Genomic DNA, 24,440 nt, shown 5'->3' on the forward strand with positions numbered 1-24,440 from the left:
GTCAGCGATCCCCGTGCGGCTGCTCTTCATCACCTTGGTTACGCTCCTGATCGCCACCGGCGTCGGCATCGGCGCGACGTGGATGACGACGACCCGCGGCACCGAGTTCGGTACGCTGACGATCGGCGCCTGGACGGCGCGTCCGAAAACCGGCACGGCCGATGTCGACCCCTATGCGCGCGCGACCATCACCCGCAATGGCGAATTGCCGATCGGCACCGGCGACGGCGTGGCCTTCACCGCCACCACGGACGACAAGAGGAAGCCGCTCGACGGGCGCTGCGACATCCTGGTCAGCGGCGTCACGCCACCCGCCCGGTTCTGGACGCTCACGCTCTACGACCGCAAGGGCCACCTCGTCGCCAACACGCTGCAGCGCTACGGCTTCACCAGCCAGGAGCTGGTACGAGGTGCCGATGGCTCCTTCGAGATTCGTGTCGCCGCGCGCTCGCGCTCCGGCAACTGGCTGCCGACCGGCGGCATCGAGCGCTACGCGCTGATGCTGCGGCTCTACGACACGCCGGTCGGCGTCGCGACCCGCACGCAGCGCGACGCACCGATGCCGTCGATCACGACAGTAGGTTGCCCATCATGATCCGGCTGCTGTTCACGGTCGTGGTCGGCGTGCTGCTCGGCGGCGTGGTCCATCTCGTCAGCGTGCTGGCGCTGCCGCGGATCTCGACCCAGGACGCCTACTCCCGGCTGACGCCGATGACCAAGCTGAACGCCGTGACGCAGTTGCCATTGGCCGATCCCGGCAATTCACCGATGCCGTTCATGGATCCGGCGTTCGCCATGGCGATCTGCCGCTACGATCTGTCCGACGGACCGCTCAAGCTCACGGTTCCGGTGAGCCAGGCCTATACGTCGGTGTCGTTCTACACGCGCAACGAGATCGCCTACTACGCCATCAACGACCGCTCCGCCGGCAAGCGCGTGATCGAGCTCAACCTGATGACCGAGGCGCAGCACGAAGACCTGCCCGAGGACGAGGAGATCACGGCCGCCGACCGGCTGATCATCGATTCGCCGACGACGACCGGGTTGATCGTGCTGAAGGCCCTGGCCGCCGAGCCCGGTCTCATGCCGCAGGCGCAGGCCTCCCTTGCAGCGGCAAGCTGCGGCGTACAGACCGAGGCACCGGCCAAGGCCGAGAAGCCGCGCGGCAAACGATAAGTCAATACGACGTCCTGGATGAATTCGACAACACTCTCTTCATCCTTGGTGGCATAGTCGTTGTCGCGCGCCGCTGCTATGATGGATCAGGACGGCGGCGCTTCGCTCAACATCAGGTCATGCCTCTCGAAATCGAACGGAAGTTTCTCGTCAAGTCCGATGCTTGGCGGGATCAGGCGACGCACAGTGAACGCCTTCGCGACGGCCTCGTCGCACGCCAGGACGGCCTCAAGGTCCGCGTTCGCTGCTATGGCAACCGGACGACGCTGTGCGTGAAGAGCGGCCGCCGCGGCCTGACCCGAGATGAATTCGAGTACGATATTCCCGCGGACCACGCCGCGATGCTGTTCGCGCATTGCGACGGACGCATCCTCGAGAAGACGCGTCACTATGTGCCGGCCGAAAGCGGCGTCTGGGAAGTCGACGTCTACCACGACGCGCTCGAAGGCGTCGTCATCGCCGAGATCGAGCTGCCGACCGAGACGACCGTCGTGACCCTTCCCGACTGGGTCGGCGACGAGGTCACCGGCGATCCGCGCTACAGCAAGGCCAACATGCTGACGGAGCGCTCGCGGGCGGCGAAAGTCCGGGAGCTGCGGCGCGCGCGCCTTGCAGGGCTGTGATGCACGCACGGGCCGTTGCGGCTTGACCCCTGTCAAATCACCCGTCGAGGGCACACCTTAAACAGCGCGGACTTGGCGGTCTGAACGATCGCGCATGGAGTTTGCACGATGAGTTCATCGCAGGTGATGTCACAGGCGCTGCGCGCCAAGATCATGTCGGCCGACGCGGCGGCCGCGCTGGTCGAGCCCGGCAACCATGTCGGCATGAGCGGCTTCACCGGGTCGGGCTACCCGAAGGCGGTGCCGCTCGCGCTGGCGCGCCGGATCGAAGCCGCGCATGCGCGCGGCGAGCCGTTCCGCGTCGGCGTGTGGACCGGGGCGAGCACCGCGCCCGAGCTCGACGGCGCGCTCGCCCGGGCTGATGGCATCGACCTCCGCCTGCCCTATCAGTCCGATCCGGCGACACGACAGCGTATCAACGCCGGCAGCATCGACTATATCGATCTGCATCTCAGCCATGTCGCACAGTTCGTGTGGTTCGGTTTTCTCGGCCATCTCGACGTCGCCGTGATCGAATGCGCCGGCATCCTGCCAGACGGGCGGCTGATCCCCTCGACCTCGATCGGCAACAACAAGACCTGGCTCGATCTGGCGGACCGCGTCATCATCGAAGTCAATTCGTGGATGAACCCGGCGCTGCTCGGCATGCACGACGTCTATTACGGCACCCGCCTGCCACCGCATCGCAAGCCGATCCCGATCCTGGCGCCCGGCGACCGCATCGGCGAGACCACCTATCGCTGCAATCCGGACAAGGTCATCGCGGTCGTCGAGACCCACGCGCCCGACCGCAACACGAGCTTCGCCGCCCCCGACGACGTCTCCGGCGCGATCGCCGGGCACATCCTGGAGTTCTTCGCGCACGAGGTGAAGCAGGGCCGCCTGCCGCGCAATCTGCTGCCGCTGCAATCGGGCGTCGGCAACGTCGCGAACGCCGTGATGGCCGGGCTCGACGACGGGCCGTTCCCGCATCTCACCGCCTACACCGAGGTGCTGCAGGACGGCATGCTGAACCTGATCCGCTCGGGGCGGATGGATCTCGCCTCCGCGACGGCATTGTCGCTGAGCTCGGAAGCGGCGATCGAATTCAACCGCGAGATCGAGTTCCTGCGCGACCGTATCGTGCTGCGGCCGCAGGAGATCTCCAACCACCCCGAGGTGATCCGCCGGCTCGGCGTCATCGCCATGAACGGCATGATCGAGGCCGACATCTACGGCAACGTCAACTCGACCCACGTGCGCGGCAGCAGCATCATGAACGGCATCGGCGGCTCCGGGGACTTCGCCCGCAACGCCTATCTGTCGATCTTCATGACGCCCTCGACGGCGAAGAATGGGACGATCTCCTGCATCGTGCCGATGGTCACCCATGTCGACCACACCGAGCACGACGTGCAGGTTCTGGTGACCGAGCGCGGCCTCGCCGATCTGCGCGGCCTGTCGCCCAAACAGCGCGCCCGCACCATCATCGATCAGGCGGCGCATCCAAAATTCCGGCCGGCGCTGGCGGATTATTTCGAACGCGCCTGCCGCGATTCGACCGGCAAGCACACGCCGCATCTGCTCGAGGAGGCGTTCCGCCTGCTCAGGCCGGAATGAGCGCTGCGGCCCGATCACCGCAGCGACATGTGTCGTAGGCGACGGGATCGTGGCTGTTCACGATCGTGACCTGGTCGCCATGGTCGCATTTCAAGCGCCGCAGCCGCTCCTGGTTGGCGATCCGCATCGTGCGATCCTGATCGCCCTTGCGCTGGAACAGCCCGAGCAGCAGCGGCATGCGTGGGCGGGCGTCGAGCTGGCCGTGGAAGAAATAGGCATCCCCGGCGTGCAGCAGCCATTTGTCGCCGCGTCGCACGGCGACGCCGCAATGGCCGCGGGTATGGCCCGGCAGAGGGATGATCAGGATGTCGCCGCTGCGATCCACGGCAGCGCGGACACCGCGAAAGCCGAACCAGTCCTCGCCGTCGTCGCCGTAGAACTGCCAGTCGGGACGATGCCGCCATTGGCCGGCGATATAGCGACCGCGCGGCGGCGCCGGAGACCCCTCGACGGCCATCGCATGCTCCCTGCGATGAACGTGCACCTTGGCCTTCGGGAAATCGCCGATGCCGCCGGCGTGGTCCCGGTCGAGATGCGTGAGCAGGATGTGCCTGACGTCGTCGGGCGAGAAGCCCAATGCCTTTACCTGCTGCAGCGCCGTCTCCGACGCATCGAGAAGCGGCGCAGCCTGCCTCACCCAGCGTGCCCCCAATCGTGCGGGCGCGGCGATGTCACCGATGCCGATGCCGGTGTCGACCAGGACCAGGCCGTCATCGCTTTCGATCAGCAGGCAGTGGCAGACGAGGCGGGCGCGCGCGAACAGGCCGCCGCTGCCGCTCACCAGCCGACCGCCGCGTGGACACATCGTGCCGGTGTTGAGGTGGTGGACGCGCATCGATCTTCTCCTTCATTGCCGACATCGGGCGCATCCTTGCGTGCCGGACTGAGATAAGTAAAATATTGATGGGTGATACATGTCATAGGCTACTCCTATGGATATCCGCGAGCTCCGCTATTTCTCTGCCGTGTTCGAGGAACGCAGCCTGACCAGGGCAGCGGCGCGCTGCTTCGTCTCGCAGCCATCGATTTCGCTGGCGATCGCCAACCTCGAGGCCGAGCTCGGCACCGAACTGTTCCTCCGCCACCGCAAGGGTGTCGTGCCGCTGGAGGCGGCCGAGCGCCTGCAGCCGATCGCGCGCCGGATCGTCGGCGAAGCCGATGCCGCCCGCAACCTGTTCCGGCACGGCGCACCGAAGCAGGCGCTCAAGCTCGGGCTCATGCGCACCCTCGACGGCCGGCGCGTGACCGCGCTGCTCAAGCCGCTGACGGCGCGCGAGGATCTCAGGCTTCACATCGTCGGTCCGACCGAGCGGGCCGACGGACGCATCGTCTCAAAAAGCCTGGTCGGCGACGGCGAGCATTTCCTGCCGCTGTGGAGCGAGCGCTATGTCGCGGCTTTGCCGCTTGCGCATCCGCTCACGCTGAAGCCGCGCCTGCGCGCGGCCGACCTCGCCGACGTCGCCATGATCGACCGCTGCCATTGCGAGCACAGCGCGCTGGCGCGACGCAGCGGCGGGCCGCGCGAGATCGCCGCCATCGCCGAAACCGAGGATTGGGCCCTGGCGCTGGTCGCTGCCGGCGTCGGCGTCGCGATCGTTCCCGAAGGCGTCGTGCACGGCCGAAGCGACGTTGCGGTCCGCGAGATCGAGATGACGTTGAAGCGCCAGGTCGGACTCGCCTACTCCGCCGCGCGTGCTCCATCCGAGGCGCTGAAGATCTTGATCGCGACGCTGCGCGCGGCAGCGCCGCAGAAGCTCCGTGCGACAGCAGGGCGGCAAAAGGGAGCACCGGCCAAGCGAGGCCGGCGCCGGAGCAAGATCGCGCCGGGCTAGCCCCGCGTCGTCAGCGGCCGTTCGATCAGGGGCCGCGCGGCGACCGGCGGATTGGCGGTCTGAGCCGCCAGTTCGTGGATCAGGCGATCGGCCTCGGCGGCCATGCCGTCGGGCGCCTGCAGCACCAGGCGCTCCAAGGCCCAGCGGTAGGACGAGACGCGCTGCTCCAGGCTGATCTGCACCCATTGCACGATCAGCGAGTTCTCCTGCATGCGCGCGACCGCATCGGCTTGCTCGCGCGGCGAGAGCTCGGTCATGTATTTCATGCTGGCATCGCGCTTGCGATCGAGATCGATGACGCGGATGGCCGACGCGAAGAACGGCTCGAAGCGGGTGATGTCGTCGCGCACGTCGTCGATCAGCTGGGTGTAGCGCGAGGCGTGCGAGCGGTGCGGCTCGTCGATCAAGGCCCGCCCATAGGCTGTGCGGTCGAACACGACCTTCTGGCGCCACGGCGAGGCCGACGGCTGATAGTCGCCGAACACGCTCTTCCAGGCAGGGCGCGAATGCGGTGGCTCGATCAGCGGATAAGCGAGATCGCGCAGCTGGCGCTCATTGTCGGTCAGTTGGAACTGCGACGGCCTGACGCCGACGCTGGCGGTGGCTTCCGCCCCGATCCATTTGTGCATGTCGTCATTGCGCATGTCGGCGCGGGTGCGGCCGAAATCGCCGCCGCTGCAGGCGCCGAGCAGTCCGCCGACGAGAACGAGTGCGAACACCGGCGGCGCGCGCCGGACCGGATTCACGATGGCCGGCATTCCCGTTTCCCCCGACCTGTCAGCGGCGACGGCGACGGCGGCTTGGTGCTGTGCCCTCGCGGGGCCCGCTATCGTCGGTCGTGGTCTCGCGCTCGATCCGAACGACGGGAAGAATCAGGATCGTTCCCATGCCCTCCTGCGGCGCGCCGGTCACGGCAGGCCGCGCGCGACGCGCAACGTCCGCCGGGAATTCAATGATGGTCGCCATGTCCACTCTCTTTCGTGCCCGAAGTTCTTACCCCCTGAAAACTCCCCGTCGCCCGAACTTCGCAGGCAAGAGGGCACGCAGAACTGACGATCACGAATGCCGGCGCATGAAGCTGCACGTTGGCATTCGGCGCGGCGAAGATCAGGCTGGCCGCGTGACGCGGCCAAGGCGAGATCATCGAACGGATCGATTAAGATCAGGACGTGGTTAAGAGGATATTAATGCGCGTGCCGCCCGACACGGATCGCGTGCACCGGCGGGAGAGAAGGCAAGCCAGCGTTGCGCCTTTGTCTCACCGGGTCATTTCGGCCCATCTTCACCGATTGTTTTCCTTAACGCCGTATTAAAACAACTCCGCTCTAATCGGCGCAACGATTGCCGAAGTTGCGTACCCCGACATGACAAGATCATCGCTGTTCCCCGGCTTCGACGGGTTGCTCACGCTCTCGCGCCGCGAGGGCGTCGACATCAAGCCCACTCTGCTGCGCGTGCTGACCGACCTCTATGTCCAGGCGAGCGCGCATTCCGCCGACGAGGAGCGGCAGTTCGTCGAATTGGCCTCCCGTCTGGTCGACGACGTCGACGATGCGACCCGTGCGGCGGTGCGTGCGCGGCTGGCGATCTATCCGGCGACGCCGATCGAGATCCTGAACAAGCTGGGCTTGCGCCCGGCGCAGAGCGAGCCGGCGCCGCCGCTCGCCGGCCCCATTCCCGCATCGCTTCGCTCGTCGCCTCCGATCCCGCCGCGCGACGACGCGGCTTCCGGATTGTCGATGCAGCCGAAGGATGCCGCCGAGCTCAGCGAGATGTTCATGCGCGCCGCCTCGCACGAACGCATCGCCATCCTGCAGAACCTCGCCACCACGCCGCTGAGGCCCGCCGCGCCGACGCCGTTGCACCGCGCGGTGCATGCGATCGAGGCGCTGGAGATGGCCGCGTTCAACGCCGACGTCGAGACGTTCACGATCGAGCTCGGCGAGAGCCTGATCCTGCCCTCACGCATGACCCACGAGGTTGTCAACGATCCCCATGGCGAGCCGCTGGCCTGCGCCGCAAAGGCGCTCGGCATGCCGGCGCCGGTGTTCGAGCGCGTACTGCTGTTCCTCAAGCCCGAGATGGGCCAGTCCGTCCAGACCGTGTTTCGGCTGTCACGCTTCTACGAGCGGCTCAGCGAGCGCGCGGCGCTGATCATGCTGGCGGCCTGGCGCGGCTCCGGGATGGCCGCGATCAGGGCCAAGCATCGCACGGCGCTCTATGACGACGAACGTCAGCACGTCCGTGGCAGCACGGCGCGGGCCGGCACCGCGACGAGGCCGATCGTGCGCACGGGGACCGATGGCTTCAAGCGCTGACGCGCGATCGCTGTCCCGACTCTTAGCGATGATCAGGGACGCTCGCGCACGAGATCGAGAAAATGACGGCCCTGCCTGTCCTCGGTCTCGATGATCCAGGCGTCGGGATCGAAGCGCAGCTCCTTGACGAGCCGCTCCTCGATCTGCGCTTCCGCGATCGGTTGCGGCGATATCGGTACGAAGAAGCGGTCGATCGGCTGGCTGTCGTCATAGACGGTCTGCGGGGCGGGGACATAGAGCTGGGCCGTGCCATCCATCATTGCGACCTTGACGAAGACCGCGCCGGCTTCCTCCGCGCCACGGTGGCGGATCGCGCTGAACGCGCCGGCCGACTGGCAACGCCGCAGATAGGCGCTCACCCAGATGCTGCTCTTCAATCGCATGATGGTTCGATGCAGGTGCAAGCGCGCTGCAAGTCGCAGCCGCCCCTGCTCTATTCGATCGGGTGACCGATGACAATCGCAAGCTCGCGCACCAGGCGGTCCGACACCTGGCCCGTTACCGGCAGCTTGCGCTCGCGCTCGAACTTCTGGATCGCGGCCAGGGTGTCGGAGCCGACCATCCCCGTCGGCTTCAACTGGCCATAGCCGTATTCGGTCAGCGCACGCTGGACCGCGGCGACACGACGGACATTGCCGCCCTGCTGCGTCGGTTGCGGACGCGGCACGTTGCCCTGACCGCCGCTGACCGAGCGGACGAGATCGGCCAGAGGATCGGCATATTTCTGATCCGGACGCGGCTCGGTGGCGCGCTGCTCGACCGCCCTCTGCTCCGCCGCCCTGGTTTCGGCGGGCCGCGTCTCGATCACCTTCGGATCCAACGGCGAGATGTCCATCGGCCGGGGCCGCGGCAGCGGATTGGAGCTCGTCAGATGGGGCGGAATGGTCACAATCGACCCGAACATCGGCGCCGGATGCGGTCCCGATTGCAGGAACAAGGCATTGACGATGATGGCGCTGCCAGCCGCGCAGGCCAGCAGGCCCGCAAACAGATCCTTCGGACTGTACAGCATGGCCCGCAGCAGCCAGCCGCGCCCCTCCGCCACGTCGACGACGGCCGCAGCGGCGCGCTTGCGACGGCGCGGCGGCGCCGGATCATCCTCTGCAGCTCGTCTAGGCACTCTTCTTCACCTGCATGACCTGCCCTGGCTGGGCGGAGCGCGAGGGTGACAGCGGCGTGACGGTGGCGCCCGCAGCGGCCTCGGCCACGAAGTTGATCGGCAGCGCGATCGTGACCGTGGTCCCCTCGTCGATCTTGCTTTCTATCGACATTTCGCCGCCGTGCAAGGTCACGAGGCTCTTGACGATCGAGAGCCCGAGGCCGGTTCCCTCGTGACGGCGCTGGTAGGTCTTGCCGGCCTGGAAGAACGGATCGCCGATGCGCTTGAGATCATCGGCGGCGATGCCGACGCCGGTGTCGGTGATTCGCAGCAGCAGGCGCGCGCCGTCGACGCCCGCCGAGACTGTGACATGGCCGCCGCGCTCGGTGAACTTGATGGCATTGGAGACGAGGTTGAGCACGATCTGCTTGAAGGCGCGCGGATCACCGGTGACCATCGGCAGGTCCTGCGGCACGTCGGCCGACAGATCGACACCGTTCTCGCGCGCCCGCAGCGCCAGCAGGTTGCAGCAATTGATAAGCGCCACTCGCGGCGCAAACGGCTCCGGCGTCAGCTCGAAATTGCCGGACTCCATCTTCGACATGTCGAGGATGCCGTTCACGACCGACAGCAGATGCTGGCCGGAATCATTGATGAGCTGCGCATATTCGCGGCGCCGCGCCGCGTTCAGCACCAGCACCTGCTCCTGCATCAGCATCTCGGAGAAGCCGATGATGGCGTTCAAGGGCGTGCGCAGCTCGTGGCTCATGGTGGCGAGGAATCGCGTCTTCGCGGCGTCGGCGCGCTCGGCGGCGCTGCGCGCCAATTCGAGCGCCTGCTCCTGCAGCTTGCGATCGGTGACGTCGCGCATGACCGCGACCACCTCCTGCTCCGACCCGCCCGGCGCCACGCCGATGCGGTCGAGCGGGCGGCAACGCATTTCGACCCAGATGAAATCGACCGGATGATGAAAGGCGCGGCCCTCGCCCGGCGCATCGCGGCGCAGGCGGAACTCGACACTCGAGGCTTCGCTGCCGCCCGCCGCTTCCGACAGCGCCGTGAGATAGGCCGGCCGGTCGGCGACATGGACCCGTTCGAACAGGCCGTGGCCGTGCAGCTGCGCGACCGGCGCGCCGAGCAGCGTCTCGGCCGCCGGCGAGATGAACATGACCGCGCCGTTGCGGCGGTGACGGGAGATCACGTCGCTCATATTGCGCGCGAGCAGGCGATAGCGCTCCTCCTCCATCGACAGCAGCGTCACGCTGGTGCGCGCGAGCGTGTCGGCGGCAAACGCGAGCACGGCCGCATAGAGCGTGGCTGAGGCGACGCCGAACGCGAGCAGCCCGGTGCGCAAGGCGGGGTTGGTCTCGGGCTTCGGCAGCCAGCCGAAATGACCGATGAGGATCAGCAGCAGCGCGCAGCACAGTGCGAGCCCCGCGGAGAACACGACGACGCGGCGCGAGGCCGAGAACGAGGCTTCCAGGGGGACGACGATCAGCCACACCGCGGCAAAGGATTCGATGCCGCCGGTCTCGATCGACACCGCCATGATCAGCGCCGACAGTGCCAGCGACGACAGCGCGCAGGCGCTCTCGTAGCGGCCGGTGCGCGACAGATACCAGGACAGCAGAATGGGCGCGATCAGCCAGGACAGCGCGCCGACCTCGAGCGCGCTCGGCGCACCGCGCATCGCGAGAAAGGCAGGAAACACGGCGAAGGCGGCGAGGCTGCCCAGCAGGCGCGGCGCGATGAAGGCGCGATGGCGCGCGCGCGTCATCGCATCAGTTCGAGCCGATGGATGCAATAACGCATCGAGACAATCGCGGATGATACTCAACACACTCACGGCTCTCGCGCCTCGGCCTGTCGGTGGTTCTCACAAAGAGAACGCGCCGGGACGCCCCCTGTCGTCGGAAGTCACCGTGTCAGACTCGCATTAAGCGAACGCTAAGGGCCAGACTGCGGTGAGCCCGCCATTCGGCCGGGATGGTGAATGCATCGTTTCCGGCCGGGCCTGCGGTTGCGAAAGCGGCGCGATCTACAGCCGGTTGCACGGCGCGTGCGCCCGGCGCCAATGAAAAATTTACTCCGAAAAAAATCCAGCGCCCGACTTCGCGAAATCTCAACCAATTAAGCCCAATGCAAGCAGTCGCGACATAGAACAATCAGCTGCGATCCCGTTGCGCGACTTGAGCACGCGAGATCAGCAGCACGGTCGGGGTTGCGTGATGTTCTTTCTGCTTCGGATGGCATTCTGGCTCGGACTCGTGCTGGTGCTGCTGCCGCGCGAGAAGAGCCCGGACGCCGACAAGCTGCCGCAGATCAATGCGCACGAAGCCGTGCAGGCCGCGACCGCGGCCGTCTCCGACATGAGCCAGTTCTGCAAGCGCCAGCCGCAGGCCTGCGAGGTCGGCGGCCAGGCCGCGACCGTAATCGGCCACCGCGCCCAGGAAGGCGCGCGCAAGATCTACCAGATCATCACCGACAAGTCCGACGCCGCGGAGAAGCCGGCCGGCGCCGACAAGTTCATCGGCCCGGTGAAGCCGGCCAGTCTCGACAAGCGCGGCAACGATCACACCGGCTCGATCGACGCCCCCGTGCTCGAGGAGATTCCGCCGGGTGACGCGCCGGCCGATACGCTCTCGGCCGACGATCTCGCCGCCGAATGGCATCTGCCGCCGACGCCCTGAAGCGACGGAACCGACTGTCGCTTTCGTCCTCCCGAACGCCTATATGAAGGCCGACATCGGGACCGAAGAGCATCATGACGATCGACGACATCCGCGACAATTTCGCCCTGCTGGACGACTGGGACGACCGCTACCGCTACGTGATCGAGCTCGGCCGCACCCTGGCGCCGATGCCAGAGGACGAGCACTCCGCCGCGAACAAGGTGCAGGGCTGCGCCAGCCAGGTCTGGCTGTCGAAGCACGTCGATCACAGCGGCGCCGTGCCCGTGCTGAACTATCTCGGCGACAGCGACGCCCACATCGTTCGTGGTCTGATCGCAATTCTGCTGACGCTGTATTCCGGGCGGACTCCGCAGGAGATCATGACCATCGATGCGCCCGCGGTGTTCGACGAACTCGGGTTCCGCGAGCATCTGACGCCGCAGCGCTCCAACGGCCTGCGCTCGATGGTCGAGCGCATCCGCGCCGACGCTCGCGAGGCGCTCGCCACGGCGTCCTGATCGGTTCGGCTACTTCTCCCGCTCGGGCCGCTGCTGGCCCAGGCCCATCTTCTTGGCGAGCTGCGAGCGGGTGACCGCGTAGTTCGGTGCCACCATCGGATAGTCCGGCGGCAGGTTCCATTTGTCGCGATATTGTTCCGGCGTCATGTTGTACTGCGTGCGCAGATGTCGCCGCAGCGACTTGAAGCGCTTGCCGTCCTCGAGACAGACCAGATAGTCCGGGTGAATCGATTTCTTCACCGGGACCGCTGGCCGCGCCGGCTCCGGCGCGGGCTCGCTTCGTCCCGCTGCGACCCGCGTCAGCGCCGCATGCACCTGGCTGATCAGAGAGGGAATCTCCGCCGCCGGTGTCGGGTTGTTGCTGAGATAGGCCGACACGATGTCGGCCGTCAGATCGATAAAGCTCTTGCCGACCGCTTCGGTCATCGAACCCTCATCCCGCTCCGCCCTGCGACCGTCGATCGCAAAGTATCCCTCGATCGCAAGTATCACTCGCGCCGAGTGGCAGCGTTGTCTCGCGATTCTGCAAGCAATATGGGCAAATGACTGGCAAAATAACAAGATAGTGAGGACTTCTTCTTGAGAAGTCTGTCACCCGCCAAGTACTGCGTACCGTACGCCAGCCGAATTCAACCTGACCGTGTGATCCGGCCGCGTCAGGTCCGGCCTTCGAGATGGGTGCGCAGCTCGTCGATCGACGCAAAGCGCATCATCCCTTCGGGCATCTGCGCCTCGATCGAGCCGTCGGAATAGAGCGAATAGGCCATCCCATCCACCACACCCGACTTGACGATGCTGACGGCCGGCGCGTCCAGGTCCTTCGGCTCAGGCAGCGGCGGGGTTGGCTCGGGTTCGACGAAGGCCGGCGCGGCCCGCGCCAAGCGCCGCGGGAACGGCGGGCGCAGAGGCTCCGGCGTCCGCTCCGGTCGAGACCAGCCGTCCGACGGGCCCGACTCGGTCGCGGCAGGCTCGTCCAGCGGCATGGGCGGCGGTGCGCCGAGGGGCGGTGACCGGAAATCCGTCGGCAACGGCTCGGCGCCGCGCTTCTCCGCGCGCTCCCGTTCCCGCCGCGACGACGACGCAAACAGCAGGTTGCGCTTGGGCCGCTCGGCGGGTTCGGCTGGCGGCTCGTCCGGCGCCGGCAAGGGCTCGGAGGCGCGCAGCGAGCCTGACAAAGGAGACGAGGACAGAGGCGACGACGACAACCCCGAGGACAGGGGAGACGACAGGTCCGGCATGCGGGGACGCGGACGTGGCGAGCCCCCCTCGCGCCAGACGTCCTCCGTCGGCGGCACCGGGGCGGTCTCAAAGTCGGTCTTGCTGGCGCCGAGCGGGAGCTGCAGAGGCTTGGCCTCGGACTCGGCGCCCGGACCCGACCTCAGCCGGCTCGAAATCACCTTCAGCTCGCTGAGGACGGCCGCCAGTCCGAACAGGATCAGCCCGCTGCAGACGCCAAGGGTCCCCGACAGGATCAGCGTATTGCCGACGCTGAACTCCTTGACCGGAATTCCCCAGGCGATCGCCCCGAGCCCGGCCAACACGGCGAGGGCTCCGGCGGCCAACATTGCACTCATCATCGAACTCATCCCCTAATGCGCCGGTTCCGGACGGTGTCCCGACCGAAATCACATTAGATAGCTGCGGTTGCGCGCGTCCTTGAATCCGGTTTCTAGTCCAAATCCGCGACAATTTGCAGCGGAAGTTCGGCCAATCCTGCTGAAGTTCTCGTCCGCCGTGCAGCCATCGTCATGATGTCGCCACAATATACATCGGCCAACCCTCGGCATTCATTGAGGTTCCTCCCGGGCTCTTCCGGCCCCTGTGGTTCAGCGGGCGTTCATTTGACTGTGCCAATATGGCGCTCAGCAGCCGAAATTCGGGTCCCCGCTGCGCTGCGAGAAGCATACCTTCCCATAATTCCGACACCTCGGAAGCCGGGACGCGCTATACGGAGGCGGGGAACACAGGCCTGAAACGCGGAAGCGGGGTCGCCAGGGGACGCCGGGTCACACTCAGCCATGACAACGATAACCACTTCGGTTCTTGAGACCCCGACGCGGCGGTCCCTCGAGCGGACGTATGACGATCTTGCACTGTTCGTGCTTGCCGCGGTCGCGGTGGTGGCCGGACTGACCTTCCGGGATTACGGCCTCGGCTGGGACGATTACACCCATGCCGAATATGCCGATCTGTTGCTGCGCATGTACGGCTCCGGTTTCAGGGACCAGGCGGCGCTGTCGTTCGCCAACCTGTATATGTACGGTGGCGGCTTCGACATGGTTGCAGCCCTGCTGCACAAGATCCTGCCGCTGGAATTGTTCGAGACGCGCCGGCTGGTCGGGGCCGTCGTCGGGCTGATCGGCCTTGGCGTGACCTGGCGCCTGGCGCGTCGCATCGGCGGTCCGGTGGCCGGCCTCGCCGCGCTGCTGCTGCTGGCGCTGTGCCCGATCTTCTACGGCCACATGTTCATGAACCCGAAGGACGCCCCCTTCGCGGTCGCCATGGTGGTGCTGCTGATGGGTCTCGTGCGCCTTGCCGAGGAGTACCCCTACCCCTCGCCGCGCACCATCCTGATCCTCGGCCTCGGCTCCGGCTTTTCGATCGGCTCCCGCATCCTGGGCGGCATGGCTGTCGTCTATGCGATGGTCGGCTTCATGCCGCTGTTCTTGGAGGAGTACCGCACGCAAGGGCCGCGCGAGACGATCCGCCGCTTCGCCCACGTGCTCTATGTGCTGATCCCCGGCCTGATCCTGGGCTACCTGATCATGGGGCTGATCTGGCCCTGGTCGATCATCGAACCGGCCAACCCGTTCCGGGCCCTGACCTATTTCTCGCACTTCTTCGAGAAGCCGTGGAAGGAGATGTTCGACGGGGCGCTGGTCTCGGTGCCGGACATGCCCTGGTCGTATTTGCCGACGCTGTTCGCGCTGCAACTGCCCGAACTGATGATCGCGCTGTTCGTCGCCGGCGTCGTGGCCTCGATCATGTCGCTGTCGCGGCCCGACGTGCCGGCGCGCCGGAAGAGCATCCTGCTGATGCTGACGCTGGCGGCGACGCTGCCGATCCTGATCGCGATCGTCAAACGCCCGGCGCTCTACAACGGCATCCGCCACTTCGTGTTCGTGATCCCGCCGATGGCGCTGCTCGGCGGCATCGCCTTCTCCTGGCTGCTGTCGTGGCTCAACGCCGACGAACGCCGCAGCTGGCAGCCGGTGGCAATCGCCGCGTTCTGCTTCGGCCTGCTGCTGCCGCTGGCGGAGATGATCCGGCTGCATCCCTATCAGTACACCCACTTCAACTTCATCGCCGGCACCGTGCGCGAGGCCGACACCCGATTCATGCTCGACTATTGGGGGCTGGCGCTGAAGCAGGCCTCCGACGGGCTGAAGGAGCAGCTCGACGAGCGCCAGGAGGTGCCGCCGATCGGGCACAAATGGAAGGTCGCGGTCTGCGGCCCGCAGCGGCCGGCCCAGGTCGCGCTCGGCCCCGATTTCACCATCGGCTGGGACAGCCACGCGGCCGACTTCGCCATGACGCTCGGCGAGTTCTACTGCAAGGGACTGACTGCCCCTGTCATGGTCGAGATCAAGCGCGACGACGTCGTGTTCGCCCGGGTCTACGACATCCGCGGCCGCAGCATCTCCAGCCTGCTGTCGATCCCGGCGCCGTGAGCGGCCTGCTCAGCCGCGCGACATGACTGCTCCCCCTGCCCCGCGCCTTGTCGCGCGGCGGCGGGCCGCCTAGGCTCGGGTCAGCCCTGGAAATCGGAGAATGCCATGTCGCCCGCCGAAGCGCGCCTCAAGGAAGTGCCGTCGAACATGACCGAGGCCGAATGGTCGCAGCGGGTCAATCTCGCCGCCGCCTACCGCCTGGTGGCGCTGTTCGGCTGGGACGACCTGGTGGACACTCATATCTCGGCCCGCGTGCCCGGCCCCGAGCATCACTTCCTGATCAACCCCTACGGCCTGCTGTTCGAGGAGATCACCGCCTCCAGCCTGATCAAGGTCGACCTCTACGGCAATCAGTTGTCCGAGAGCGAGTACAGCATCAATCCCGCCGGCTTCACCATCCATTCCGCGATCCATGAGGTCCGCGAGGATGCCGGCTGCGTGATCCATCTGCACACGCTCGACGGCGTCGCGGTGTCGAGCTGCGCCGACGGCCTGCTGCCACTGAACCAGATTGCGCAATACGTGACCCACGACCTCGCCTATCACGACTACGAGGGCGTGGCGCTGGACCATGACGAGCGGCCGCGGCTGCAGCGCGACCTCGGCAGCAAGAACAACATGCTTTTGCGCAATCACGGCACCCTGACGGTCGGCCGCTCGGTCGCCTCCGCCTTCGAGCGCATGTATCACTTGGAGCGTGCCTGCTCGATCCAGGTCCGCACGCGCACGCTCGGTCCCTCGGCCTATCCCGTGCGCGACGAGGTCATCGACAAGAATGCGAAACTGTTCGACAACGAGGATCGCGTCGAGCTGCGCTCCACCCAGCTGGTCTGGCCGCCGCTGCTGCGCCGGCTCGATCGCCTCAATCCGGGCTACCGGAATTGATTGTCGCCCGCTGATCGGTTAGTCTGAACCCATCACCCTCTACGCTTTTCGGAATGAAACGCCGCCCAATTCCGGGCGGCGTTTTTATTCGTGCGATGACGTGCCCCGTCAGCAGCATCCTGCCCGAGCCATGCCCTGCCGCTCGGACGGGCCGTGCAGTTGCTGCAATTCCTCGGCCAGCCGCCGCTCGACGAAGCGCCGCTCGTGCTCGGCAAGGCGGGTGGCGAGCAGCTTGCGATAGCGCCGCACATTGGCCTCGCGCGAGAACCGCAGGCGGGCGGCGGGCCGCATCCTGCCGCTCGCGGCGCTGTCCATCGCGGCGCCATCGGCTTCGACATCGACGCGCGGAACGATGCGCATGGCTGCCCCGCCGCGTGGGCGCGGCGGCTGATCCTCGCGGTCGAGCTGACGCAGCGCGCCGAGCACGTCGGCCAAATAAAGCGGCCTGGCGATACCCGGGATCTTGCGCAGGCCCGGCTGCGACTCGACAGCATACATGTCCGACGCCCAGGACGACAGGATCAGCCGCTTCTCGGCCAGTGACAGCTTGCGGTCATTCAGCAGGTCCGCCGGCGACTCGTAGTGCGAGACCGGATGGAATCCGGCACTGCCCGCGGTGATCGAAAAACGGTGCTCGCTCATGGCGTCTCTCCTCTTCCACTCCTTTCACCAGAGACAGATGCTGCTACGGCGCGGGCGACACGTCGCCCGCGCCCTAGCTCGAACAAGGCGTCAGGCCGCCTTCTGCTGCGCGATCTTCTCGACCGGCGCCGTGCCGATGGCGATGCGGCGCGGCTTCATCGCCTCGGGAATCTCGCGCACGAGCTCGATCCGCAGCAGGCCGTTGTCGAACGCCGCGTTGGTCACCTGCACGTAGTCGGCGAGATTGAACTGCCGCTTGAACGGCCGCGACGAGATGCCCTGATAGAGGTATTCGCGGGTCTCCTTGTCGCCCTTGCGTCCTTCCACCGTGAGCACGTTGTGCTCGGCGGTGATGGACAGTTCGTCCGGAGCGAAGCCCGCCAGCGCCAGCGAAATCTGGTAGCGGTCGTCGCCGATCCGCTCGATGTTGTACGGGGGATAGTGGTCCTCGACCGCGCGCTGGGTCTCGTCGAGCAGGTCGAACAGACGGTCGAAGCCGATGGTCGAACGCCACAGCGGAGAGAAGTCGTAGGTCCTCATAGCCAAGTCCTCCTAGGAGCAAGATGGATACGAAGGAGCGCCGAGCCGATGCGGACTTCAAAGTCCCGGAGATGTCCGAGTACCAAGAGACTTCTGAGTACCAGACAACCGGTCAGCGCCCAGATTTCGACCGGGCCCTGATGGCACCCGGCGCCGCCGAAGCGGCAGCAGACGAATTAGAAAAGCCGGCATCCATTTCAAGAGGAACGGATCGATTTTTTTGTCGCAGCCTTTTCGCAGCGCAATACCCGTCAGGCGGCCACGGCGGACAGCCGCTGCAGCCGCATCGTCGCCTCCCGGAGCACGCTGACCAGCCGGTCGCGCTCGCGCTGATCGATGTCGCCACGCGACAACACGGCCTGGCAGTGCGCCACCACGCGTTGCTCGCTCTCGATCAAAAACCGCGTCAAGCGACGGGGATCGCCCATGCTCATGACGGAGGTCGGGTTGGGCGGCGGATGATCGTATTGCCAGGCTGGCATGATCGGGCCTGCGAGCTCGCGCTGCTGATGAGACCGGGCGGCGCGGCAGCGCTCAACCACACCTCCCGTCGACCGTCGGTCCGATCACAGCCGGCTCACTGAACGCAATTGTGGCCGGTTCTGGACGAACTGCGATCGCCAACCTGATTGATAGCTGCCCGTTGTGGCCGATCCACGACCGCACAGGGCAGCGATCAGTTGTTTGTAGATATTTCCTTCAGGCAGCCGGGGCTGGCTGCGGCCAGCCCCGGCTTCATCAGATCAGAAGTCCATCGACGGCGCGGCCGCGGCGGCGTCCGCCTTCTTCGGCTTGTCGGCCACCAGCGCCTCGGTGGTGATCAGCAGCGAGGCGACCGAGGCCGCATCCTGCAGCGCGGTACGGACCACCTTGGCGGGGTCGATCACGCCGGCCTGCACCAGATCCTGGTACTCGCCGGTCGCGGCGTTGAAGCCCCAGCCATAGGCATCCTTTTCCAGGAGCTTGCCGACCACCAGCGAGCCGTCCTCGCCGGCGTTCTGCACGATCTGCCGCACCGGCACCTGGATGGCGCGCCGGACGATGTCGACGCCGGCCTTCTGGTCGGCGTTAACAGTCTTGACGCCGTCGAGCACCTTGGTGGCGCGCAGCAGCGCGACGCCGCCGCCGGGCAGGATGCCCTCCTCCACCGCGGCGCGGGTCGCATGCAGCGCATCATCGACGCGATCCTTGCGCTCCTTGACCTCGACCTCGGTGGCGCCGCCGACCCGGATCACCGCGACGCCGCCGGCGAGCTTGGCCAGCCGCTCCTGCAGCTTCTCGCGGTCGTAGTCGGAGGTGGTCTCCTCGATCTGCAGCCTGATCTGCTGGGTGCGCGCCTCGATGTCCTTCCTGGCGCCGGCGCCGTCGACGATCGTGGTGTTCTCCTTGTCGACCACGACCTTCTTGGCGCGGCCGAGCATCGACAAGGTGACGTTCTCCAGCTTGATGCCGAGATCCTCGGAGATCGTGGTGCCGCCGGTGAGGATCGCGATGTCCTCCAGCATGGCCTTGCGGCGATCGCCGAAGCCCGGCGCCTTGACCGCGGCGATCTTCAGGCCGCCGCGCAGCTTGTTGACCACCAGCGTCGCCAGCGCCTCGCCCTCGACATCCTCGGCGACGATCAGCAGCGGCTTGCCGGACTGCACCACGGCTTCGAGCAGCGGCAGCATGGTCTGCAGGCCCGACAGTTTCTTCTCGTGGATCAGGATGTAGGGATCCTCGAGCTCGACCCGCATCTTCTCGGAATTGGTGACGAAGTACGGCGAAACGTAGCCGCGGTCGAACTGCATGCCTTCGACCACCTCGAGCTCGGTGTCGAGGCTCTTGGCCTCCTCGACCGTGATCACGCCCTCATTGCCGACCTTCTGCATGGCCTCGGCGAGGAAGCGGCCGATCTCGTTGTCGCCATTGGCCGAGATGGTGCCGACCTGCGCGATCTCGTCATTGCTGGTGATCTTCTTGGCGTGCGACTTGAGATCCTTGACGATCGCGTCGACGGCGAGATCAATGCCGCGCTTCAGATCCATCGGGTTCATGCCGGCGGCGACCGACTTCGCGCCTTCCTTGACGATGGCCTGGGCGAGCACGGTGGCGGTGGTGGTGCCGTCGCCGGCGAGATCGGCGGTCTTCGAGGCCACCTCGCGCACCATCTGCGCGCCCATGTTCTCGAACTTGTCCTCCAGCTCGATCTCCTTGGCGACCGTCACGCCGTCCTTGGTGATGCGCGGCGCGCCGAACGATTTCTCGATCACGACGTTGCGGCCCTTGGGACCGAGCGTGACCTTCACGGCATTGGCGAGGATGTCGACGCCGCGCAGCATGCGATCGCGCGCGTCGGTCGAAAACTTCACGTCCTTGGCAGCCATGTTCGTCGTCTCCTTTCTCTCGATGACTGTCAGTTGAGGGAATCACGCAGCCTTCTTGGCCGCGACGGGCGTGTCGATGATGCCGAGCAGATCGCTCTCCTTCATGATCAGCAGATCCTTGCCGTCGATCTTGACCTCGGTGCCCGACCATTTCCCGAACAGCACCCGGTCGCCGGGCTTGACGTCGAGCGGCACCAATTGCCCCTGCTCATTCCGCGCGCCAGGACCCGCGGCGACGATCTCGCCCTCCTGCGGCTTCTCCTTGGCGGTGTCGGGAATGATGATGCCGCCCTTGGTCTTCTCCTCGGCATCGATACGGCGCACGAGCACGCGGTCGTGCAATGGACGGAAATGCATGCACATCCTCCTTTACAGATCAGCGATGTCATAAGCCTCGGGTCCCATCAGGCCCCCGAGCGAGCAACGACCTAGGAAAGCCGAACTTTTCGTTCAAGAGGGTCACGTAAATTTTTTGGCACTCTCGGGGAACGATTGCCAGTGCGGCTCTTGAACCGGGCCGGCCGCTTTCCCAGTTCTGTCGTCGCCAAAAAATCCTGATCGCGCTTGTTGGGGATCACGATGCAGCTTCCGCCTTTTCTCCGGGCCGTCCTGGCGCCTGCCATTCTGCTTTGCCTGATGACCGGGCCTGCCTTGGCCCAAATTCCCGATCTCAAGCTCGGCCGGGTGCCGACGCTGGCCCCGCTGGTCAAGGAAGTGACGCCCGCCGTCGTCAACATCTCGGTCGAAGGCAAGGTCCGCCAGGACAATCCGCTCTACCAGGACCCGCTGTTTCGCGAGTTTTTCGACGTCCCCAAGCAGGTCGAGAAGCAGATCAGCGCCACCGGCTCGGGCGTCATCGTCGATGCGCAGCGCGGCTACGTCATGACCGCCAATCACGTCGTCGAGCACGTCACGACAGCGCAGATCCGAACCAAGGATGGCCGCAAATTCGCCGCCCGCCTGGTCGGGCGCGATCCCGCCACCGATATCGCGCTGCTGCAGATCAGGGACCCTATCGACCTCAAGGCCATCGCGCTTGGCGACAGTGATGCGCTCGAGGTCGGCGACTTCGTGATCGCCGTCGGCAACCCGTTCGGTCTTGGCCAGACCGTCACCTCGGGTCTCGTCAGCGCGCTCGGGCGAACCGGCCTCGGCAAGCAGGGCTACGAGGATTTCATCCAGACCGACGCCGCGATCAATCCCGGCAATTCCGGCGGCGCGCTGATCAATCTGCGCGGCGAGCTGGTCGGCATCAACACCGCGATCATCTCGCCCGGCGGCGGCAATGTCGGCATCGGCTTCGCCGTCCCGATCAACATGGCGCGGCGGGTGATGGAGCAGCTCGTCGCCAACGGCCGCGTCGATCGCGGCCGCATCGGCGTGACCCTGCTCGACCTGGATGCGCCGGCCGATGGCCGGATTCAGGGCGCGCGCGTCGCCGACGTCACCGTGGGCTCGCCGGCCGAACGCGCGGGACTGCGCAAGGGCGACATCATCGTGAAGGCGAACGACATGCCGGTGCGCAGCGCCACGCAGGTGCGCAACCTGATCGGCCTCACACCGGTCGGGCAGCGCGTCCGTCTCGTGTTCGAGCGCGACCGCGCGCTCGGCAATGCGACGGTGGAGGTCGCGCCGGTCACCGAAGAACGTGCGCGCGCGAGAACCTCGGGCTGAGAATTCAACTTCAGTTCGTTGTTAGCTGCGCATACCACGTGGAGTAAATTTTTACCGTGCATCAAGCATGCAGCGAGACGCCGATACCTCTCTAAACGCCTGTTAAGTGCTATCGCGCTTATTGCAACCCCGCGGAGGTATTGAAATGCGGGGTGATGGTTTGGCGTTCAGTTTGCCACGCTGGCGCGTGACGCGCTGGCTGGCCGACCCGGGATATCCGGTGTCATCAGATATCCGCCGCGCGTTGACGCGTGAGCTCTACGGCTGCTGGTCGGTGTTCGCCGGCGGCGCCATCAACACCGTTGCTGTCGCCGCAGCGCTCGCACTGCGTACGCCGAGCCCGCTCTTCATCACCTGGTTCGTGCTCGAAGTCGCGATCTGCCTGTCGCGGCTGATCGTGATGATGATTGCCTACCGCCGCGCCCGCGAGCGGCTGGCGACGCCGACCGACATCCACATCCTGCTGTCGGTGGCCTGGAGCGCCAGTGTCGGCTTCGGTGTCGGCATCAGCCTCGCGTCGGGCGACTGGGTGGCCGCGTCACTGACCTGCATCTCCTCGGCCGCCATGGTGGGCGGCATCTGCTTTCGCAATTTCAGCGCGCCGCGCTTGGTCGGCACGATGATCCTGTTCAGCATCGGCCCCGTCATCCCCGGCGTCGCGACGTCGCATGAGCCGTTGTTGTTCGCGATGTATCTGCAGATGCCGGTCTACTTCCTCGCCATGACCGGCGCGGCGTTCCGGCTCAACAAGATGCTGGTGGCGGTCATGCAGGCCAAGCGCGAGAGCGACGAGCGGGCGCGGCTCGATCCACTCACGGGCTTGCGCAACCGCGCCGGCCTGATCGATGCACTGCAGAGCAGGCTCGACGCCGGCGGCGATCGCAGCTTCGCCGTCCTGTATCTCGATCTCGATGGCTTCAAGCCGGTCAACGACACCTTCGGTCACGCCGCAGGCGACGAGCTGCTGAAGATCGTCGGCCGGACGCTGCGGCAGACCGCCTCTCGGGGCGACGTCATCGCCCGGATCGGCGGCGACGAGTTCGTGGTGCTCGCCGGCGATCCTGCGCTCGACCACGCGCTGGCGCTCGGCGAGCGCATCATCGAGGTGATGACCTCGCCGATGGCCCTGCCGGGCGGCGCGCATGTCCAGATCGGCATCAGCATCGGCATCGCCGTCGCGCCCGAGCACGGCACCGATCCGGAAGCCCTGCTGTTCGCGGCGGACGCCGCATTGTATGAAGCCAAGTCGAGCGGGAAATCCTGCTGGCGATTGGCCTCAGCCGAGGCCAATCTCGCAGCGCTGCGCAAGATCGCCGGCGGCGATCTCGCGGCGAAGTCGGTCGCCAGCGCGGCTTGAGCTCGGCCTCGTGCAAAACAATCAGCGCCGTCGCGGTCGTAGCCCGGACGAGCGCCTGCACTACCGTGGCATCTCCGCGAGCGCGGCGAGGATGCGGGCCCAGGAGCGGATGCCCTTGTGGTAGCTCTTGAGGTCGTATTTCTCATTCGGCGAATGGATGTTGTCGTCGTCGAGACCGAAGCCGACCAGCAGTGAATCGAGACCGAGCGTCTTCTTGAAGTCGGTGACGATCGGGATCGAGGCGCCCGAGCCCATCAGGATGGTCTCCTTGCCCCACTCCTCAGTCAACGCCTGCTTGGCAGCCGCCAACGGCTTCATGGTCCAGTCGAGCGCGATCGCAGCGCCCGCCGAATGATCGCCGAACTCGACCGAGCAGTCGCCGGGGATGCGCGCCGACACGTAGTCGCGGAAGGCCTTGCGGATCTTCAGCGGGTCCTGGCCCTCGACGAGGCGGAACGAGATCTTCGCATGCGCCAGCGACGGAATCACGGTCTTGGAGCCCTCGCCGATATAGCCGCCCCAGATGCCGTTGATGTCGCAGGTCGGCCGCGACGAGATTTGCTCGATCAGCAGACGATCCTTCTCGCCGGCGGGGATCGACAGGCCGATCGGCTTGAGGAAGCTCTCGGGCGTCAGGTTGAGCTTCTTCCACTGCTCCAGGACCTCCGGCGGCACATCCTTCACGCCGTCATAGAAGCCGGGGATGGTGATGCGCCCGTCGGCGTCGAACAGGCCGCCGAGGATCTCGGTCAGCACGCGGATCGGATTGCGCGCGCCGCCGCCGAACACGCCGGAATGCAGATCGCGATTGGCGGCCTTGATCTTCACCTCTTCATAGAGCAGCCCGCGAAGCGAGGTCGTGATCGCCGGGGTGTTCGGGTCCCACATGCCGGTGTCACAGACCAGCGCGAAGTCGGCCTTGAACTCGTCCTTGTTGGCTTCGAGGAACGGCACGAAGTTCTTGGAGCCGACCTCCTCCTCGCCTTCGATCAGCATCGTGATGTCGAGCGGCAGCGCGCCCGTCACCTTCTTCCAGGCGCGGCAGGCCTCGACGAAGGTCATCAGCTGGCCCTTGTCGTCCTCGGCGCCGCGCGCGACGATGATCTTGCGGCCGTCGGCATGGTCGGCGACCACGGGCTCGAACGGCGGCCGATGCCACAGATCGAGCGGATCGACCGGCTGCACGTCGTAATGGCCGTAGAACAGGACATGTGGCTTGGCCGCGCCATGGCCGTTGCTCTTGCCGACCACGGCCGGATGGCCGGCGGTCGGCCGCACTTCGGCGGCGAAACCGAGCGTCGCAAGATCCTTGGCAAGATGGTCGGCTGCTGCCTTGCAATCCCCAGCGAAGGCCGGATCGGCCGAGATCGACTTGATCCGGATCAGCGCAAACAGCCGCTCCAGGCTATTGTCGAAGTCGGCGTCGATGTGGTCGAGAACGGATTGAAGCTGCGCATTGGCCATGGCC

At 66.2% G+C, this 24,440-nt stretch carries 26 protein-coding genes; 12 read left to right on the forward strand and 14 right to left on the reverse strand.

Features of this window, described 5'->3' with window-relative positions; all coding sequences use genetic code 11:
- Nucleotides 1–13: 13 nt before the first annotated feature.
- The 4 genes from QW863_RS18395 (at nucleotide 14) to QW863_RS18410 (ending at nucleotide 3,398) form a co-directional block, all read left to right on the forward strand.
- Nucleotides 14–595, forward strand: coding sequence for a DUF1214 domain-containing protein (locus QW863_RS18395; protein WP_315716128.1), 582 nt, complete (start codon nucleotides 14–16; stop codon nucleotides 593–595).
- Entirely contained in the window at nucleotides 592–1,176 is a 585-nt protein-coding gene (locus tag QW863_RS18400; RefSeq protein ID WP_315716127.1) for a DUF1254 domain-containing protein, read from the forward strand. The genes QW863_RS18395 and QW863_RS18400 overlap by 4 nt, the downstream gene beginning before the upstream one ends.
- 119 nt (nucleotides 1,177–1,295) lie before the next feature.
- Nucleotides 1,296–1,799, forward strand: coding sequence for a CYTH domain-containing protein (locus QW863_RS18405; protein WP_315768122.1), 504 nt, complete (start codon nucleotides 1,296–1,298; stop codon nucleotides 1,797–1,799).
- Between the two features lie 108 nt (nucleotides 1,800–1,907).
- A complete protein-coding gene (locus QW863_RS18410; RefSeq protein ID WP_315768124.1) occupies nucleotides 1,908–3,398 on the forward strand; it encodes an acetyl-CoA hydrolase/transferase family protein in 1,491 nt (496 codons plus the stop codon).
- Here QW863_RS18410 and QW863_RS18415 read toward each other — a convergent pair.
- The gene (locus QW863_RS18415) at nucleotides 3,385–4,233 is read right to left on the reverse strand and encodes an MBL fold metallo-hydrolase (protein ID WP_315768126.1); all 849 of its coding nucleotides are present in this window, start codon (nucleotides 4,231–4,233) and stop codon (nucleotides 3,385–3,387) included. The two genes, QW863_RS18410 and QW863_RS18415, sit on opposite strands and share 14 nt — an antisense overlap.
- 97 nt (nucleotides 4,234–4,330) lie before the next feature.
- Here QW863_RS18415 and QW863_RS18420 point away from each other — a divergent pair, with 97 nt between their 5' ends.
- A complete protein-coding gene (locus QW863_RS18420; RefSeq protein ID WP_315768128.1) occupies nucleotides 4,331–5,230 on the forward strand; it encodes a LysR family transcriptional regulator in 900 nt (299 codons plus the stop codon).
- Here the strand turns inward: QW863_RS18420 and QW863_RS18425 are convergent.
- Both QW863_RS18425 and QW863_RS18430 read right to left on the reverse strand, forming a co-directional pair.
- Nucleotides 5,227–5,988, reverse strand: coding sequence for a hypothetical protein (locus tag QW863_RS18425; RefSeq protein WP_315768130.1), 762 nt, complete (start codon nucleotides 5,986–5,988; stop codon nucleotides 5,227–5,229). The two genes, QW863_RS18420 and QW863_RS18425, sit on opposite strands and share 4 nt — an antisense overlap.
- A 19-nt stretch (nucleotides 5,989–6,007) precedes the next feature.
- Nucleotides 6,008–6,196: a hypothetical protein gene (locus tag QW863_RS18430; RefSeq protein WP_315716121.1), complete on the reverse strand. Its 189-nt coding sequence runs from the start codon at nucleotides 6,194–6,196 to the stop codon at nucleotides 6,008–6,010.
- A gap of 398 nt (nucleotides 6,197–6,594) precedes the next feature.
- Between QW863_RS18430 and QW863_RS18435 the strand changes: the two genes are divergently transcribed.
- Complete coding sequence (locus tag QW863_RS18435; RefSeq protein WP_315716120.1) at nucleotides 6,595–7,548, forward strand: DUF2336 domain-containing protein; 954 nt, start codon at nucleotides 6,595–6,597, stop codon at nucleotides 7,546–7,548.
- Nucleotides 7,549–7,580: 32 nt separating this feature from the next.
- Here QW863_RS18435 and QW863_RS18440 read toward each other — a convergent pair whose 3' ends face one another.
- The 3 genes from QW863_RS18440 to QW863_RS18450 are packed head-to-tail and all read right to left on the reverse strand — an operon-like array spanning nucleotide 7,581 to nucleotide 10,424.
- Complete coding sequence (locus tag QW863_RS18440) at nucleotides 7,581–7,931, reverse strand: DUF1491 family protein (RefSeq protein WP_315716119.1); 351 nt, start codon at nucleotides 7,929–7,931, stop codon at nucleotides 7,581–7,583.
- A gap of 50 nt (nucleotides 7,932–7,981) precedes the next feature.
- Nucleotides 7,982–8,668, reverse strand: coding sequence for a peptidoglycan-binding domain-containing protein (locus tag QW863_RS18445; protein WP_315716118.1), 687 nt, complete (start codon nucleotides 8,666–8,668; stop codon nucleotides 7,982–7,984).
- On the reverse strand, nucleotides 8,661–10,424 hold the full coding sequence (locus QW863_RS18450; protein WP_315768132.1) for a PAS domain-containing sensor histidine kinase: 1,764 nt from the start codon (nucleotides 10,422–10,424) through the stop codon (nucleotides 8,661–8,663). Before QW863_RS18450 ends, QW863_RS18445 begins: the two co-directional genes overlap by 8 nt.
- 451 nt (nucleotides 10,425–10,875) lie before the next feature.
- Between QW863_RS18450 and QW863_RS18455 the strand changes: the two genes are divergently transcribed.
- Together QW863_RS18455 and QW863_RS18460 are read left to right on the forward strand one after the other, a co-directional pair.
- On the forward strand, nucleotides 10,876–11,337 hold the full coding sequence (locus QW863_RS18455; protein WP_315753074.1) for a DUF5330 domain-containing protein: 462 nt from the start codon (nucleotides 10,876–10,878) through the stop codon (nucleotides 11,335–11,337).
- A 74-nt stretch (nucleotides 11,338–11,411) separates the two neighbouring features.
- Nucleotides 11,412–11,837, forward strand: coding sequence for a SufE family protein (locus QW863_RS18460; protein WP_315753075.1), 426 nt, complete (start codon nucleotides 11,412–11,414; stop codon nucleotides 11,835–11,837).
- Nucleotides 11,838–11,846: 9 nt separating this feature from the next.
- Here the strand turns inward: QW863_RS18460 and QW863_RS18465 are convergent, their stop codons facing one another.
- Together QW863_RS18465 and QW863_RS18470 are read right to left on the reverse strand one after the other, a co-directional pair.
- Nucleotides 11,847–12,263: a MucR family transcriptional regulator gene (locus QW863_RS18465; protein WP_315716114.1), complete on the reverse strand. Its 417-nt coding sequence runs from the start codon at nucleotides 12,261–12,263 to the stop codon at nucleotides 11,847–11,849.
- 230 nt (nucleotides 12,264–12,493) lie between these two features.
- Complete coding sequence (locus tag QW863_RS18470) at nucleotides 12,494–13,414, reverse strand: hypothetical protein (protein WP_315716113.1); 921 nt, start codon at nucleotides 13,412–13,414, stop codon at nucleotides 12,494–12,496.
- 441 nt (nucleotides 13,415–13,855) lie between these two features.
- Here QW863_RS18470 and QW863_RS18475 point away from each other — a divergent pair, with 441 nt between their 5' ends.
- Nucleotides 13,856–15,508, forward strand: a complete 1,653-nt coding sequence (locus QW863_RS18475) for a glycosyltransferase family 39 protein (RefSeq protein WP_315716112.1) — start codon at nucleotides 13,856–13,858, stop codon at nucleotides 15,506–15,508.
- Between the two features lie 105 nt (nucleotides 15,509–15,613).
- The gene (locus tag QW863_RS18480; RefSeq protein WP_315768135.1) at nucleotides 15,614–16,393 is read left to right on the forward strand and encodes a class II aldolase/adducin family protein; all 780 of its coding nucleotides are present in this window, start codon (nucleotides 15,614–15,616) and stop codon (nucleotides 16,391–16,393) included.
- A gap of 108 nt (nucleotides 16,394–16,501) precedes the next feature.
- Here the strand turns inward: QW863_RS18480 and QW863_RS18485 are convergent, their stop codons facing one another.
- From QW863_RS18485 to groES, 5 genes are all read right to left on the reverse strand, one after another.
- Nucleotides 16,502–17,035 carry a hypothetical protein gene (locus QW863_RS18485; RefSeq protein ID WP_315768137.1) on the reverse strand — a complete coding sequence of 178 codons (534 nt, stop codon included), beginning with the start codon at nucleotides 17,033–17,035 and terminating at the stop codon, nucleotides 16,502–16,504.
- A gap of 90 nt (nucleotides 17,036–17,125) precedes the next feature.
- Nucleotides 17,126–17,575 carry an Hsp20 family protein gene (locus QW863_RS18490; RefSeq protein WP_315716109.1) on the reverse strand — a complete coding sequence of 150 codons (450 nt, stop codon included), beginning with the start codon at nucleotides 17,573–17,575 and terminating at the stop codon, nucleotides 17,126–17,128.
- A gap of 251 nt (nucleotides 17,576–17,826) precedes the next feature.
- Nucleotides 17,827–18,057, reverse strand: a complete 231-nt coding sequence (locus QW863_RS18495; RefSeq protein WP_315716108.1) for a hypothetical protein — start codon at nucleotides 18,055–18,057, stop codon at nucleotides 17,827–17,829.
- A gap of 261 nt (nucleotides 18,058–18,318) precedes the next feature.
- Nucleotides 18,319–19,941, reverse strand: coding sequence for a chaperonin GroEL (gene groL / locus QW863_RS18500; protein ID WP_315716107.1), 1,623 nt, complete (start codon nucleotides 19,939–19,941; stop codon nucleotides 18,319–18,321).
- A gap of 42 nt (nucleotides 19,942–19,983) precedes the next feature.
- The gene (groES, locus tag QW863_RS18505; protein ID WP_008961795.1) at nucleotides 19,984–20,298 is read right to left on the reverse strand and encodes a co-chaperone GroES; all 315 of its coding nucleotides are present in this window, start codon (nucleotides 20,296–20,298) and stop codon (nucleotides 19,984–19,986) included.
- Nucleotides 20,299–20,520: 222 nt separating this feature from the next.
- Between groES and QW863_RS18510 the strand changes: the two genes are divergently transcribed.
- The gene (locus QW863_RS18510; protein ID WP_315753079.1) at nucleotides 20,521–21,615 is read left to right on the forward strand and encodes a trypsin-like peptidase domain-containing protein; all 1,095 of its coding nucleotides are present in this window, start codon (nucleotides 20,521–20,523) and stop codon (nucleotides 21,613–21,615) included.
- A 145-nt stretch (nucleotides 21,616–21,760) separates the two neighbouring features.
- The gene (locus QW863_RS18515) at nucleotides 21,761–22,972 is read left to right on the forward strand and encodes a GGDEF domain-containing protein (protein WP_315768141.1); all 1,212 of its coding nucleotides are present in this window, start codon (nucleotides 21,761–21,763) and stop codon (nucleotides 22,970–22,972) included.
- 60 nt (nucleotides 22,973–23,032) lie between these two features.
- Here the strand turns inward: QW863_RS18515 and QW863_RS18520 are convergent, their stop codons facing one another.
- A complete protein-coding gene (locus QW863_RS18520) occupies nucleotides 23,033–24,436 on the reverse strand; it encodes a M20/M25/M40 family metallo-hydrolase (RefSeq protein ID WP_315716103.1) in 1,404 nt (467 codons plus the stop codon).
- Between the last annotated feature and the right edge of the window lie 4 nt (nucleotides 24,437–24,440).

Origin of the sequence: Bradyrhizobium sp. SZCCHNR1017, assembly GCF_032381375.1 — a bacterium.
Taxonomy (GTDB): Bacteria; Pseudomonadota; Alphaproteobacteria; order Rhizobiales; family Xanthobacteraceae; genus Bradyrhizobium.